Annotated in this window: 15 protein-coding genes and 1 tRNA gene; 7 read left to right on the top strand and 9 right to left on the bottom strand. The window is 71.9% G+C overall.

From position 1 onward, the window contains the following. The first annotated feature begins 194 nt into the window (after positions 1 to 194). Positions 195 to 782: a hypothetical protein gene (locus tag IO39_RS34255; protein WP_043632152.1), complete on the top strand. Its 588-nt coding sequence runs from the start codon at positions 195 to 197 to the stop codon at positions 780 to 782. A 255-nt stretch (positions 783 to 1037) separates the two neighbouring features. Here IO39_RS34255 and IO39_RS34250 read toward each other — a convergent pair whose 3' ends face one another. Next, complete coding sequence (locus tag IO39_RS34250) at positions 1038 to 1298, bottom strand: hypothetical protein (protein ID WP_043632146.1); 261 nt, start codon at positions 1296 to 1298, stop codon at positions 1038 to 1040. Between the two features lie 200 nt (positions 1299 to 1498). Then, positions 1499 to 2008 carry a TetR/AcrR family transcriptional regulator gene (locus tag IO39_RS34245; protein WP_052423717.1) on the bottom strand — a complete coding sequence of 170 codons (510 nt, stop codon included), beginning with the start codon at positions 2006 to 2008 and terminating at the stop codon, positions 1499 to 1501. On the opposite strand from IO39_RS34245, the gene IO39_RS58175 reads away from it, so the two are divergent. Further along, complete coding sequence (locus IO39_RS58175; protein WP_245642462.1) at positions 2003 to 2581, top strand: NAD-dependent epimerase/dehydratase family protein; 579 nt, start codon at positions 2003 to 2005, stop codon at positions 2579 to 2581. The genes IO39_RS34245 and IO39_RS58175 overlap by 6 nt on opposite strands. A 102-nt stretch (positions 2582 to 2683) precedes the next feature. After that, positions 2684 to 2914 carry a Rossmann-fold NAD(P)-binding domain-containing protein gene (locus IO39_RS58170; protein ID WP_245642461.1) on the top strand — a complete coding sequence of 77 codons (231 nt, stop codon included), beginning with the start codon at positions 2684 to 2686 and terminating at the stop codon, positions 2912 to 2914. A 360-nt stretch (positions 2915 to 3274) separates the two neighbouring features. On the opposite strand, the gene IO39_RS34235 is transcribed toward IO39_RS58170, so the two are convergent. Beyond that, entirely contained in the window at positions 3275 to 3685 is a 411-nt protein-coding gene (locus IO39_RS34235; RefSeq protein ID WP_043632143.1) for a MerR family transcriptional regulator, read from the bottom strand. 62 nt (positions 3686 to 3747) lie between these two features. Here IO39_RS34235 and IO39_RS34230 point away from each other — a divergent pair, with 62 nt between their 5' ends. Then, positions 3748 to 4455, top strand: a complete 708-nt coding sequence (locus IO39_RS34230) for an SDR family oxidoreductase (RefSeq protein ID WP_043632140.1) — start codon at positions 3748 to 3750, stop codon at positions 4453 to 4455. A gap of 381 nt (positions 4456 to 4836) precedes the next feature. On the opposite strand, the gene IO39_RS34225 is transcribed toward IO39_RS34230, so the two are convergent. The 3 genes from IO39_RS34225 to IO39_RS34215 form a co-directional block, all read right to left on the bottom strand. Continuing rightward, positions 4837 to 4910, bottom strand: a tRNA-Ile gene (locus IO39_RS34225). Positions 4911 to 5239: 329 nt separating this feature from the next. After that, the gene (locus tag IO39_RS34220) at positions 5240 to 6679 is read right to left on the bottom strand and encodes a S1 family peptidase (RefSeq protein ID WP_043632245.1); all 1440 of its coding nucleotides are present in this window, start codon (positions 6677 to 6679) and stop codon (positions 5240 to 5242) included. Between the two features lie 84 nt (positions 6680 to 6763). Continuing rightward, complete coding sequence (locus IO39_RS34215; RefSeq protein WP_043632138.1) at positions 6764 to 7696, bottom strand: LysR family transcriptional regulator; 933 nt, start codon at positions 7694 to 7696, stop codon at positions 6764 to 6766. Positions 7697 to 7792: 96 nt separating this feature from the next. Between IO39_RS34215 and IO39_RS34210 the strand changes: the two genes are divergently transcribed. After that, positions 7793 to 8020, top strand: a complete 228-nt coding sequence (locus tag IO39_RS34210; protein ID WP_043632137.1) for a DUF6158 family protein — start codon at positions 7793 to 7795, stop codon at positions 8018 to 8020. Beyond that, positions 8017 to 8253: a helix-turn-helix domain-containing protein gene (locus tag IO39_RS34205; protein ID WP_043632131.1), complete on the top strand. Its 237-nt coding sequence runs from the start codon at positions 8017 to 8019 to the stop codon at positions 8251 to 8253. The genes IO39_RS34210 and IO39_RS34205 overlap by 4 nt, the downstream gene beginning before the upstream one ends. Before the next feature lie 17 nt (positions 8254 to 8270). Here the strand turns inward: IO39_RS34205 and IO39_RS34200 are convergent, their stop codons facing one another. The 3 genes from IO39_RS34200 to IO39_RS34190 all read right to left on the bottom strand — a co-directional run bounded on the left by IO39_RS34200 (position 8271) and on the right by IO39_RS34190 (position 11566). Then, on the bottom strand, positions 8271 to 8945 hold the full coding sequence (locus tag IO39_RS34200; protein WP_052423716.1) for a hypothetical protein: 675 nt from the start codon (positions 8943 to 8945) through the stop codon (positions 8271 to 8273). Positions 8946 to 8994: 49 nt separating this feature from the next. After that, the gene (locus IO39_RS34195) at positions 8995 to 10206 is read right to left on the bottom strand and encodes a vWA domain-containing protein (RefSeq protein ID WP_043632238.1); all 1212 of its coding nucleotides are present in this window, start codon (positions 10204 to 10206) and stop codon (positions 8995 to 8997) included. A 184-nt stretch (positions 10207 to 10390) separates the two neighbouring features. Further along, complete coding sequence (locus IO39_RS34190; RefSeq protein WP_043632129.1) at positions 10391 to 11566, bottom strand: AAA family ATPase; 1176 nt, start codon at positions 11564 to 11566, stop codon at positions 10391 to 10393. A gap of 205 nt (positions 11567 to 11771) precedes the next feature. Between IO39_RS34190 and IO39_RS34185 the strand changes: the two genes are divergently transcribed. Then, positions 11772 to 12551 carry a putative hydro-lyase gene (locus tag IO39_RS34185; protein WP_211267262.1) on the top strand — a complete coding sequence of 260 codons (780 nt, stop codon included), beginning with the start codon at positions 11772 to 11774 and terminating at the stop codon, positions 12549 to 12551. Positions 12552 to 12615: the final 64 nt, after the last annotated feature.

Below are 12615 nucleotides of genomic sequence, written 5' to 3'. Positions count from 1 at the left end.
GGTATCAGGGGTGCGCGGAACCAGGCCATTGCCGCGCGCCCGGCGCGGTTCGTCTTCGTCCGGGCGCACCATCACCGCGGCCGTCACCCATCCGGAAACCCGTTGAGTGAGCATTCGGATCTGAAGCCGGAAGTCCCCACCGCCTCCCCCGCCCCGTCCACAACATTTCCGGGACGTCGCGCATCCAAGTGCATATGAACTCACCAGCGAAGCAGCCGGGCCACCGATTCGGAGCCCGGGCAGGCGCCGCCGCCCTAACCACCTGCCTGGCGACGGTCCTGGGCGGCGGCGTAGCCGGCGCGGACAGCGCCGCGGCACCGGTCACCGCCGGGCACACCGGCCAGGCCGCCCACCGGCTGGACCCCGTGAACTGGCCGTCCGTGGTGGAGCCGGCGCTGAAGTGCCCCAAGCCGCGGCCGAAGGCCTCCTGGTACGTCGTGGAAGCCCGCGTCGCGGCCGTCGGAGACCTCACCCGCGACGGACGACGTGAGACCGTCGTCGTCTCGTCCTGCCCGACCTCGACGTCGAGCAATCCATTGATCGCCTTCGTCTACGACGGAGCCGCCAAGACCTCCTCCCCACGCCTGCTCGGGAGGCTCGGCAAGAACCGCTATTTCAAATCCCTGCGGGTCACGATCCGCGGCGGGCTCGTACACCTGAACGGCAAAGCGGTCAGCGACCAAGCCCCCAACTGCTGCCCGGACCTGACCGTCCGCCAGACCTACAAATGGGACGGCGGCAAGTTCCGTATGACGGCAGAGAAGACCTCACGCAGGGCATAGAGCCATCGCTGGTGAGGCCGCGGGCCGACCACGAGCGACGGGGGTGTTGTCGGCCCGCACCGACCCCGACCGGCACGCCGCCGATGGCCGAGCGCCTGGCCGGGTCCGGGGTGGTCCATCAGGCGCGCGAGCGGGTGGCGGAGGCGGGACAGAGTCCAGCCGAGGGTGTCGGCCAGGTGGTCGGCGCTGAGGGGCTGCGGGTGCGCGGTGGCCAGCGCGGTGAGCACGATCTCGGCGTCGCGGAAGCGGACGCTCTCAGCGGTTCGGGCGTCGTCGGGGTGTGCCGGGACCGGGTGCGCGCTGGTTGCCCAGGACAGCGTCCAGGGTGGGCATCAGGTCGGCCGGATGCAGGTCCAGGCGGCGGGCCAGGTTGATCAGAACGTGTACCGGCCGATCCGCCGGCTCGTCGGGGTGGATGGTGTGGAGCTGGTGCGGGTGAATGCCGAGCAGGTCGCCCAGTTCCCACAGGGACAGGCCGCTCGCGCGCAACCGCTCGTGGAAGACCTCGGGCGTCATCGCGCCGCCGTGGCGGAAGTGAGCCGGCCGTTGCGGAGAAGCGACGGCGGTGCCGGGCGCGGGGTCTGCAGCCCACCACCGATGGTGATCCAGGGATGTGCAGAGGGTGTCTTCGAACCTCTTTGATGATCTTGCTTCGACGTTCGCCCGACGTCGCCCGCGGATTCGATCAGAGGCGAGCCGGGCACCCGTGGAGGGGCTTATCGGCCGTGGTCACCAGCCAGGGTGGTCAGGCAGAGGGCGCGCAGGTCGTCGAAGGCTTGCAGGAGGTGTGCGTCCAGGCGCTGTGAGGGGTCGTCAATCCAGGCTTGGGCCGCGTGGTGGAAGGCGGCCCATCCGATGTGGGCAGTCAGGCCGGCCAACCGGTCGGTGACACCGCGCTGTCGCAGCGCTTCCGCTACGGCTTCAGTGATCGCGGCGGCCTTGGCCAGGTCCCGCTCGCGGAGTGCCGGCGTTGCCGCGATGACCCGGAGGCGTGGTTCGGCGAAGGGGCGGTTGTCCTCAAGGATGTGCTCGACCTTGCGGAAGGCGTGGAGCAGCAGGTCGAGTGGCTGGAGACCGTCGGGCGCTTCGGCCACCGCCTGTATCAGGGACGCGCGCAGGTGGGATTCGCCGTCGAAGAGCACCTCGCGCTTGTCGGGGAAATGCCGGAAGAACGTGTCGTTGAGGCCCGCGCCAGTCGCTGACGTTAAGGGGAGAGTCGCATGCATGTCTTCGTGACCGGTGGTTCCGGCCAGACCGGCCCCGCAGTCGTCGCCGAGCTCATCGCAGCCGGCCACACCGTCTCCGCTCTGGCGCGCTCGGACGCCGCGGCGGCCCGGCTGAAATCACTGGGGGGCACATCACACCGCGGTTCCCTGGACGATCTCGACAGTCTGCGCAGCGGCGCCGAAGCCGCCGACGCCGTCCTGCACATGGCCTACGGCGGCGATTTCTCCGATCTCGACGAGATGATGAGGCGCGACCGGACCGCCATCGAGGCGTTCGGCCGGCCGCTGGAACACTCGGGCAAGCCACTCGTCGTCACCTCCGGCACCCTCGTCATGCCGGCCGGCCGGGAGAGCGCCGAGAACGACGAACCCGACACCGCCGGGATCGCCGCCTTCCGCATCGCCGGGGAGCGAGCGGGCCTGGACTTCGCCACCCGTGGAGTACGCGCCAGCGTGGTACGCCTGGCCCCGACCGTCCACGGTCCCGAAGACCATGGTTTCATCCCCATGCTCATCGGCACGGCGCGGAAGACCGGAGTGTCCGCCTATATGGAAGACGGCACCAACCGGTGACCCGCGGTGCACCGGCTCGACGCGGCCGTCCTGTTCCGCCTGGCACTGGAGAAAGCGCCCGCGGGCAGCGTGCTCCACGGAGTGGCGGAAAGCGGTGTCACCTTGAAGAGCATCGCAGAGACGATCGCCCGGCACCTGGACCTGCCGACCGTCTCGCTGACCCCCGAGGAGGCCGCCACGCACTTCGTCAGCCCGTTCATGGCCATCGCCTACGGCTTCGACGGGCCTGTCTCCAGCTCCTACGCCCAGGAGTTGCTCGGCTGGACGCCCACCCATTCCACCCTGCTCGAAGACCTGGAGCACGGCGACTACTTGACCACGCCGACCACTTGACCCCTCACAACGATCATCAACTACTGACGGGGTCGGAGACACCTTGGGGGTATCGCTCTTGAAGTGACAACCTCCGGCTCGGAGGTTCCCCTACCGGGGGTCTTCGATGAGAGGACGTAGTCTCCGGTCGCGTTCGTCATCATCCGGTCTCAGGGGAGCAACTACGTTCCGCCGATAGTCCGGCAGACTTCCCGTAAAGGGCCGGTCGTAGCGCGGATGGTCGTTCCGGGCGACAGCCGCCGCTGAAGGCCAGCCCGGCCGACGTTGAGGCATCAGGTCCCGGCGGGATGAATTCGGCCGGGAAGCGGTTCTTGTGATGTCTACCTGCCGGCGCTGCCGGAACAGCCTCTCGCATTGCGGTCAGTGCCGCGGAGGTGACGTGTGCGATGCGGTGACGTCCGCGCTCGGCGAGCACGTCGCTGGAGAGTTCTCGTACTCGGCGGCGAGGCGGATCAGCTCTTCGAGTCGATCGTGCGCCCTGGTCAGGGCGTCGATCTGGCCCCTGATACGGGCACGCTCGTCCGTGAGCCGGCGTGTCATCTGTGGGGTCGCGACGAGGGTTTCCAGGAACGGGAGGATCTGCCGGATCGCCTTGCTGGTCAGACCGGCCGCGTAGAGGAGCTGGATGAACTTCACCCGCTCAACGGCAGACTCGGGGTACTGGCGGTGGCCGCTGGGGCTGCGGTCGGCGATGACGAGCCCCTGCTCTTCGTAGTACCTTAGCGCACGGACGCTGACTCCGGCACGTTCGGCCACCTTTCCGATGCGCATGGCACCTCCCGTGCAGACCGGACTTGATCCTCACGTTGACGTGAGGTTCTAGCGTACGTCTTATGAAGATTCACGGAGCGACTGCGCTCGTCACCGGAGCCAACCGCGGCATCGGCCGCCACCTCGCCGCCCAGCTCGTCGAGCGAGGCGCGAAGGTCTACGCGACTGCCCGTCGTCCCGAGTTCATCGATCTCGACGGCGTCGAGGTCCTCGCCCTGGACATCTGCGACCCGGACTCCGTCGCGGCCGCAGCCCGCACAGCGGGCGATGTGAACCTGCTGGTTAACAATGCCGGCATCGGAGGCGGCGCCCTGCTCGGTGACCTGCAGGCGGTCCGTGCTGCGCTGGACGTGAACTTCTGGGGCACGCTGTCGATGGCCCGTGCCTTCGCGCCGGTCCTCGCAGCGAACGGCGGGGGCGCGATCGTGAACATGGCCTCTTCGGCGTCCTGGTTCGTCTTCCCCGGCAGCAGCGCCTACGCGGTGTCGAAGGCGGCCGTCTGGAGCATGAGTAAAGCGCTGCGCCAGGAACTGGCCGGTCAGGGCACGCTCGTCACCTCAGTGCATCTTGCGATGGCCGACACCGACATGACGAAGGGCTACGACATGCCCAAGTCGGACCCCGCCGATGTCGCCCGTATCACCCTCGACGGTGTCGAGGCCGAGGCGCTCGAGGTGGTCGTCGACGAGTTCACCGAAATGGTCAAGGCATCGCTGAGCAAGGACCCGCGGGAGTTCGACAAGCAGTTCCACCAGTTCCTGAACACCTGACCACAACCCATCCGCTCCCTACAGGGCCCTCCGCTCGCCGGGTAGCCCCGGTGCATTGCTGCACCGGCGCCCCTCAGAGTACGGTTCGCGAGTTCATGCCCGTGGTGCCGTAACGTGACCGCATGGATGTGTGGCGTTACTTCGTTCGTACCCGCCTTCGCCGATTCGCCGGTGGTAATCCCCCAGCCCGGAGGATTAGGGGAGCGGCTGCTGGGGCTGCCCGCTGTGCGGGGGCAGGTTTCTCCAGCAGGCGATCGCGGGTCTTGACGTCGAGTTTCGGCCCCTGTGAGAAGCGACCGCCGAGCAACCAACCATGGTCAACAGCGTCATCCGAGGCCGGCGGAAGTCGAGAAACCCCAGGTCGAACGCGATATTGGTGAGTAGGGCGGGTGGGACTTGAACCCACGACCCACGGATTATGAGTCCGATGCTCTGACCGGCTGAGCTACCGCCCCTGGATGAAGTTGTGTGGCGTGCGGCAGGCGACTGGGGATCATGCCGAGCCCGCGCAAGCTAAGGCTAGAGCATCGGCCCCGGTTGTGGTGCCTGGCCGGACGAGAGACAGGTCTCCGCCGACATCATTCCACGTATGTCCGCGTTGGTGGAGCCTGTCGATCATATTCGGCCTCGGGCTCTCTGGCGGTCCCGGACGGGTGGCTCGGGGCCCGGACGGGTGGGGCAGAGGGGAGCGGGCGTGGGTGGCGAGTGTGGGTGGGGTGCTGGTCGGGTTGCCCACACTCGCCGGCCTGGTGGTCTTCTGCTGGTCAGAGGGAGGGTACGGGGGTCATGGGCGGTTCAGGCCCAGCGTGTACGCGCCCGAGCCGCTGTAGGCGTGCACCCGGTACCGGTAGTACCCGGACGTGCCGTTGTAGGTGATGGTCTCGTCGGAGTTCGGGCTGTCGCCACGGGCCACGGTGGCCCAGGAGGAGCCGTTCCACTTCTGCAGGTAGACGTCGAAGTCCACCCCGTCGGGCCCGTCCAGGCACGCGGCGTGGCCGCCCGAGACCGTCGCCTGGTGGTAGGAGCCGTTCGGCTGGTACTGGTTCTGGTTGGAGGTCAGCGATCCGCTGTACGTCTCCTCGTACTCCTCGCAGCCCGTCGGCGGGTTCGTGTCGCCGGCGGTGACCAGCGTCAGGCCGCCCGCCGAGAGGAGCTCGCCCAGGGGCTGGAAGTACGTGGTGCCGCCGACCGAGCAGTTGCCCGAGCCGCCCGAGGTCATGCCCTGGGCCTGGTCGCCGGAGATGAACGAGCCGCCCGAGTCGCCGCCCTCGGCGCACACGTTGGTACGCGTCAGGCCCGACACCGTGCCCTCCGGGTAGTTGACCGTGGAGTTGAGCGCCTGGACGGTGCCGCAGTGCCATTGGGTGGTGGAGCCGGAGCGGCAGACCGAGCCCTGGGGCTGGGTGACGGCCGAGCCGCGGACGGGCAGGATGCCCGCGCTGTAGCCGTTGACCACGCCCGGCGCGGTCCACTCGCTGTTCGTGGCGACCCAGGCGTAGTCGTTGCCCGGGAAGGACGAGATCTGGAACGTCCCCTGCGCCGCCCGGTTGTAGCCGGTGGTCGTGGTGCCGTTCGAGCCGCAGTGGCCGGCCGTGGTGAAGCCGAGCTGGGTGCCGCGCCTGGCGGCGAAGCCGACCGAGCAGCGGTAGCCGTCCGAGGTGTAGTACGCGTCCCCGCCCCGGATCTCGTAGTACAGCCGCGGCCGCTCGGCCGAGGCCTCGTACTTCACGGCGGCGGCGTCCATGCCGCTGGTGGCGACCCAGGCGCGGGCCGCCTGCTCGTCGCTGGTCAGCACGACGACGGAGTTGTCGCGGGGGGAGACGGCCCAGCTGTGTACGGTGGCCGGCGGCGCGGTCCGGTCGAGACCCTCCTTGACCGCGGCGAGCTGGGCGTACGAGCGCGGCACGATACGGGCCCTGGCGCCGGCACGCGTGATCGTCTGCGTGTCGGAGGCGGCGACGCTGGCCACGACGAGCGCGCTCTCCGCGCCCTCGTACCAGATTCCGGCAAAGCGGTCGCCCAGCCTCTTGCTCAGAGCCGGTGCGGCGGCGTTGCCGCGGGCCTCGTTGGCCAGGCGGTTGATCGCCTGTTCCTGGGAGATGCCGAGGTCCCGCTGCAGGGCGTCGACGACGCCGGAAGGCGGTTTCGCGGTGGCGACGGCCGGGGTCGCCGTCACGAGTAACGCGCCGATCGCGGTCGCGATCAGCGCCGGAGTCCGGAGCATGTTCATCTCCTCGCTGCTGGGGGTGACGTCACGGTAACGGCGTGTCCCGGCGGGGAGGAGTACTACTTTGCCCCTATCACCGTGTTATGGAGCGGTGCCGTAACCCGGGTTTCGTACCAGCCAGTCGTAGTAGACGGGGCTCCTGCGCACGGCGTCCATGTGGGCCTGTTTGGCCTGGGCCACCACCCAGCCGGCTTCGGGGGCGGTCGGATGGCGGCCGAGGAGCTGCCGCCAGCGCAGCGGCGCGCCGGCCAGCGGCACCATGACCAGGCCCTGGGCCGCCTGGTGGGTGGCCTGGCAGAGCACCACGGCCCGGCCGACCTGGGCGAGGTGGGCGCAGGTCGGCACGTCGGTCTCGTAGATCGTGCCGGGCGTGAACCCGGCCCGCGCGCAGGCCATCGCGAAGCAGTCCGCGAAGCAGCCGTCGCCGGGCGTCACCGCCCACTGCTCGCCGGCGAGGTCGGCCAGCTCCACCTCCTTCTCCTTGGCGACGGGATGGTCCTCTCCGACCAGGCAGAAGACGGGATCGAGGCTGATCGTCTCCCATAACAGCGTGCCGGTGGGGGTGCCGGAGTCGCCGCAGGCGCCGGTCAGCACGTAGTCGAGGCGGCCGAGCTCGACCATGCTGTTCAGCTCGTGGGTCGACCACGACGTGTACGTGCTGACCTTCCGCTCCGCGGCGAGCCGGTCGACCAGCCCGCCGAGTATCGGCCCGTTCGTGGCGCCGATGCGGAAGCCGGGGGAGGGGGCGTGAGCGAATCGCACGGCTTCGTCCTGCAGTTCTTTGGCCGCGGGAAGAAGAACGCGTGCCCTGGCGAGCACGAGTTCGCCGAGGCGGGTGGGCCTGGCGCCGTGACGGTCGCGCTCGAACAGGGCGCCGCCGAGCACCCTCTCGATGCGCTTGAGCTGTGCGGTCAGGGCCGGTTGTGCCAGCCCGAGCAGGGACGCGGCCTTGCTCACACTTCCCGCGTCCGCGACCGCGCGGACGATCCTGAGGTGCCTGAGCTCGAGGTCCATAACGGGAAGGTAAGGCGGCGATCTCTTACAAACAATGCCTATATGTCAGGAATTGTGACAGATATTGTTTCGGGCTTCCTGGGGTAGGGGGAGCCCATGACGACGATGGGAATAGATCCAGCCCAGCTCAGCGACGATGACCTGGTGCGCGAGCTGCGCCAGTTGCACACCACCCGGAGCGACACCTTTTTCCATGGATCGGACGACGCCCTGGCGCGGCACACCTCGCGAACGAACGAGCTCGAAGCAGAATACCTCCGCCGCTGCCCGGACCGCGAGATCGATCCGGCGCGGCTGAGAGAGGGGGCGAGGCAGCGGTCATGACCGAAGGCCACGATGTGCAGGCCCTGTCGGATCTGGACATCTACGTGTACGAGGCGGTGGCCTCCCAGACCGTCGAGTCGGGCGGCGCCGGATTCGAGAGCCTGGTGCACGCGTCCGGGCTGACGGAGGAGCAGGTCCGCCGGAGCCTGGCGACGCTGGTCGAGCAGGGGTACGTGGTGCCCCGGGGCGACGGGTACGGGCTCGGGCCGCACACGTTCGAGGTGGAGTACTGAGCCTGCGCGCCCGAGGGTCAACCGGACAGGGCGCGCAGCACGGCCGCCTGGGCCGCGGTGACGCCCGCCGCCCGCTGGCCGGCCGCCTCCTCGGGGGCGAGCCCGGCCGCGCACCAGGCCGCCACCTCCTCCACCGGCACCACGCCCCACCAGGCGGCCACCACCTCCACCGCGGGCCGCCCGAGCCGTGCCGCCTCCGCCGCGGTGAACCCGAGGGCCCGCAGCACCCGCGCGTCCCCCTGGTCCACGCGCCGCCGCGCCCACTCCTCGGCCTCGTCGCCGTCCCATCCGGCGTCGGCGTACGCGTGGGCCACATCCGCGGGCACCCCCGCGCGCAGCAGCCGCCGCAGCGCCTCCGCGACCGCGGGGGCGGGGTGGTCCGGCTCGGGGGCGGCCAGCCGGGCGAGCCATGAGACGCGACGCGGCCGTTCGCCCGCCAGGTGCCGGCGGGCCGCGTCGTGCGGGGCCACGCCCAGCTCGTGCCAGCGCACCGCGTCCGCCGGGGTCATGCCGGCCCGCTGCCACGTGATGACCGTCCCGGGGGCGGCGCCGGCGGTGATCCACAGCCGGGCGTCGGCCGGGACGGTCACGCCCGCCTCCCGCCAGGCCGCCGCCTCCTCGGCCGCGAACCTGGCCGCCCGCCACCGCCGCACCTCTCCCTGGGTGAATCCCAGCTCGTCCCACCGGCTCACACGCCCTCCTCCCGCACGGGGACCTCGCCCCGGACGAAGTCCCGGCCCCTCATGCGCTCTCTTCCGGTACGCGCACCACGCTCGCCCACTCCGGCGCCTCGTGGCGGTCGCCGAACAGGCAGACCACCACGTACGGGCGGGGCCGGCGCGGCGGCCACGGCGTGTCCCCGTCGGTCAGCACCACCAGCACGTCGGCCCCTTCCCCGGCCGCCTCGAACCCGGGACGCAGGTCCGTGCCGCCGCCGCCCACCAGCTCCACCTGGGCCGCCGCCCGTACCCGCTGGGCCGGGTGCGCCTCGGTGTCGCAGCACACCACGTCCACCCGGCGGTTCCCGGCGGCCCGCAGCACGCCGTCCAGCTCGCCGAGCACCCGGCCGAGCGCGGCCCGGCCGACGCTGCCCGAGGTGTCGACCAGGACGGAGACGCGGGGGAGTGGACGTAACAGGGCGGGCAGGACGATCGACGGCGCGGCGGCGGCGCGCCGGGACGGCCTGCTGTAGCTGTAGTCCACCCGGCCCGCCGCCCGCGCCAGCCCCCTGGTGACGAGCCCGGCCAGCCGGGCCCGCCAGTCCACCTCGGGACGCAGCGTGGCCTCGGCCCAGCGCCGCCAGCCGCCGGGCGCCGTGCCCCTGGCCTCGATCGCGGCGGCGACGGCCCTGGCCAGCAGCTCCCGCTCCAGCCCCGTCATCGCCGGCGGGCCGGTGAACGGGGGACGGGCGCAGGGCTCCAGCTGGGGCGGGACGTCGATGAGGTCGAGCAGGTCCGCGTACCGCTCGGCCAGCAGGCCGTCCGGCAGGCCGAGGGTCTCGGGGGAGATCGCGCCCGCCGGGGCGTCGCCGAGGTCGGCGCCGAGGTCGGCGCCGAGGTCGGCGCCGAGGTCGTCGTTCACCTCGGCGTCGGCGGCACACGCCCACCGCCGGGCCGGGTCCAGCCCGTCGTGCGGGGTGTCGCGGGGCTGGTGGTCCCGCCCGTGGTGCGGGGTGGCGGGTGCGGGCCGGTTTCGCGTGTCGTACGGCCTGGCGCGGGCGTGGTGGTCGCGCAGCAGGTGGCCGACGTGGTGGAGCAGCCACCAGCCCAGCTCGGGGACGGGGGCGGCGGCGGTGGCGTCCGGGTTCAGGTGCACGTTCCAGTGCTCGTCGGCGGACGGGCGGGGCGGGGCGGTGCCGTGGACGAGCGGCGTGAGGGCGAACAGGGCCGAGGCCAGGTACGGCGCCCGCATGGCAGCCCACAGCCGCGCCCCCGCGAAGCGCTCACCCGCCATCCGGTCGATCATCCGGTCCCGGGCGCCATCCCCCGGGCCCGTCCCGGCATCGTTCTCGCGGGGCGCTCCGGCGTCATGTCGGGGGCGCAGCTCGGCATCGTTCTCGCGGGGCGTCCCGAGGCCGTCTCCTTGGCGCATCGCGGCGTCATCCCCATGGGGTGCTCCGGAGCCGTCTCCGTGGCGGTCATGGCATCAACCCGGCGGAGCGGAGGATCGGGGCCAGGTCCAGCACCGTCGCCGGCAGGGTCGCGCCGTGCGGGCGGTGGGCGGCGAGGGAGCGGGCCGCGCCGGCCGCCACGTCCGGGGTGCGGCGGGCGACCCGGCCGATCACCGTCCACGCGCGCTGCCAGGCGTCCGCGCTTCCGTCGGCGGTCACGTACGCCACCACCGACCCGAGCACGGCGTGCACCCGGTCCACCCGGTCGGGCAGCGGGGCGGCGGGGTCGGCCAGCAGCGTGGCCGGGTCGGGCAGGTCCAGGTCCCGCAGCCACGACAACAGCTCGAACCCGGCCGCCTCCCCGACCGCACCCACCACCAGCTCGGCCCGCACCCGCTCCAGCTCGCCCGTGCCTGCCGAGGCGGCTCGCCCCCGCTCCAGCTCGCCCGTGCCTGCCGAGACCGCTCGCCCCCGCTCCGGCCCGCTTGCGTCGGACGGGCCGGCCGTGGCCGGCGCCGGGCCGGGGGTGGTGGTGAACGTGCAGGCCAGGGCCGTGGCCGCCAGTTCCCAGGTGCGGGGGCTCGGCCACGCCCGCGCGGGCCCGTCCGGCACCGCCAGCACCAGCTCGGGCCGTACCCGCAGGAAGGCCCCCACCAGCGCCCTGGCCCGCCTGACCGCACCGTCCCGGAGATCGACCGCCGTCACGGACGGCGCGGGGAAGCCCCCGGTGAACCCCTCCGCCACCGACTCCGCGCTCACCTTCCAGTCCAGGTGGATGAACCGGTTGGCGAGCGGCGCCGACAGGTCCCACCCGTCGGCGGCCTGCTCGGGCGGGTTCGCCGCCGCGACGATCCGTACCGACGGGGGCAGCACCAGGTCACCGACCGCCCGCTCCAGCACCACCCGCAACATCGCGGCCTGTACGGCGGGCGGCGCGGTGGTCAGCTCGTCCAGGAACAGGATGCCCGTCCCCGACGAGGCCAGCCGCTCGGCCCAGCGCGGCGGCGCGAACCAGGTCCCCCCGTCACGCAGCACCGGCAGCCCGGCGAAGTCGCTCGGCTCCCTGATCGAGCCGACCACGACCTCGACCGGCAGCCCGAGCCGCGCCCCGAGCGCCAGGACGGCCGAGGTCTTCCCGGTTCCCGGCGCGCCCCACAGGATCACCGGCAGGTTCGCCGCCACGGCGACGGACAACGCGTCCACACAAGCCCCCTCGCGTCAACTTTGATTGACCTCCTGGGGTCAACGTAGGTTGACGCGAGGCCGGATGTCAAATCCCGGGACCCGCGAGAACCCGCCGGGCGAGCGCGTCCCCTCGCCCTCTGCCAGGCGGGGCCGGCCCGCCCGGCGGAGGATCGTGGCCCAAGTGGTGGTGGACCGCCGCGCGTCGCGCTCATAGTGTCGGGGCGTGGATGTCGCCGACCTGAGCCCCGCGCAGGCGCGGGAGCGTTTCCGCACCGGCGAGCGGGCGCCCACCGCCGGTTGGTGCCGGGGCTGGACGCAGGCCAACCTCATCGCCGTGCCCGCCCGGCTGAGGTACGAGCTGCTGCTGTTCGCCCACCGCAACCCCCAGGCGTGCCCGATCCTCGACGTGGGGGAGCCGGGCGCCTGGTCCACCGAGCTGTTCTCCGGCGACCTGCGCACGGACCTGCCCGGCTACCGCCTCTACCGCGACGGGGAGGCGGTCGCCGACGTCGGCGACGTGGTGGCCGAGTGGCGCGATGACCTGGTGCCGTTCCTCATCGGCTGCAGCTTCACCTTCGAGGCGGCCCTGCTGGCCGCCGGCGTGCCCGTGCGGCACCTGGAGGCGGGGACGAACGTGCCGATGTACGCCACCGGCATCCCCTGCGAGTCCACCGGCAGCCTGTCGGGTCCGCTGGTCGTGTCGATGCGGCCGGTCCCCGCCGAGCTGGTGGAGACGGCCGTCGAGGTGAGCGGCCGCTACCCGATGGTGCACGGCTCGCCCGTGCACGTCGGCGACCCGGCGGCGATCGGCATCGCCGACCTGGCCCGGCCCGACTACGGCGATCCGGTGGAGGTGCGGGCGGGGGAGGTGCCGCTGTTCTGGGCGTGCGGGGTGACGCCGCAGGCGGCGGTGCTGGCCAGCGGCATAGACTACGCGATCGGCCACCTGCCCGGCCACATGGCCATCATGGACGTCCGTGACGACCGCTACCGGGTGGCCTGACGCGTCCGGCCGCCACGGGGGGCCTGATGCCTGCCCGGCTGGTTCTGAGGAGCCGCCTGTCCGG

This window comes from Nonomuraea candida (genome assembly GCF_000725485.1).
Classification (GTDB): domain Bacteria; phylum Actinomycetota; class Actinomycetes; order Streptosporangiales; family Streptosporangiaceae; genus Nonomuraea; species Nonomuraea candida.
This window is presented reverse-complemented; position numbering and strand designations above follow the sequence as displayed.

Coding starts and splice junctions, on each gene's coding strand:
- IO39_RS34205 (WP_043632131.1), top strand. CDS start 8,017: ATGACCGAAGGCCACGATGTGCAGGCCCTGTCGGATCTGGACATCTAC.
- IO39_RS34245 (WP_052423717.1), bottom strand. CDS start 2,008: ATGCATGCGACTCTCCCCTTAACGTCAGCGACTGGCGCGGGCCTCAAC.
- IO39_RS34255 (WP_043632152.1), top strand. CDS start 195: ATGAACTCACCAGCGAAGCAGCCGGGCCACCGATTCGGAGCCCGGGCA.
- IO39_RS34230 (WP_043632140.1), top strand. CDS start 3,748: ATGAAGATTCACGGAGCGACTGCGCTCGTCACCGGAGCCAACCGCGGC.
- IO39_RS34210 (WP_043632137.1), top strand. CDS start 7,793: ATGACGACGATGGGAATAGATCCAGCCCAGCTCAGCGACGATGACCTG.
- IO39_RS58175 (WP_245642462.1), top strand. CDS start 2,003: ATGCATGTCTTCGTGACCGGTGGTTCCGGCCAGACCGGCCCCGCAGTC.
- IO39_RS34220 (WP_043632245.1), bottom strand. CDS start 6,679: ATGCTCCGGACTCCGGCGCTGATCGCGACCGCGATCGGCGCGTTACTC.
- IO39_RS34250 (WP_043632146.1), bottom strand. CDS start 1,298: ATGACGCCCGAGGTCTTCCACGAGCGGTTGCGCGCGAGCGGCCTGTCC.
- IO39_RS34215 (WP_043632138.1), bottom strand. CDS start 7,696: ATGGACCTCGAGCTCAGGCACCTCAGGATCGTCCGCGCGGTCGCGGAC.
- IO39_RS34235 (WP_043632143.1), bottom strand. CDS start 3,685: ATGCGCATCGGAAAGGTGGCCGAACGTGCCGGAGTCAGCGTCCGTGCG.
- IO39_RS34195 (WP_043632238.1), bottom strand. CDS start 10,206: ATGGCGGGTGAGCGCTTCGCGGGGGCGCGGCTGTGGGCTGCCATGCGG.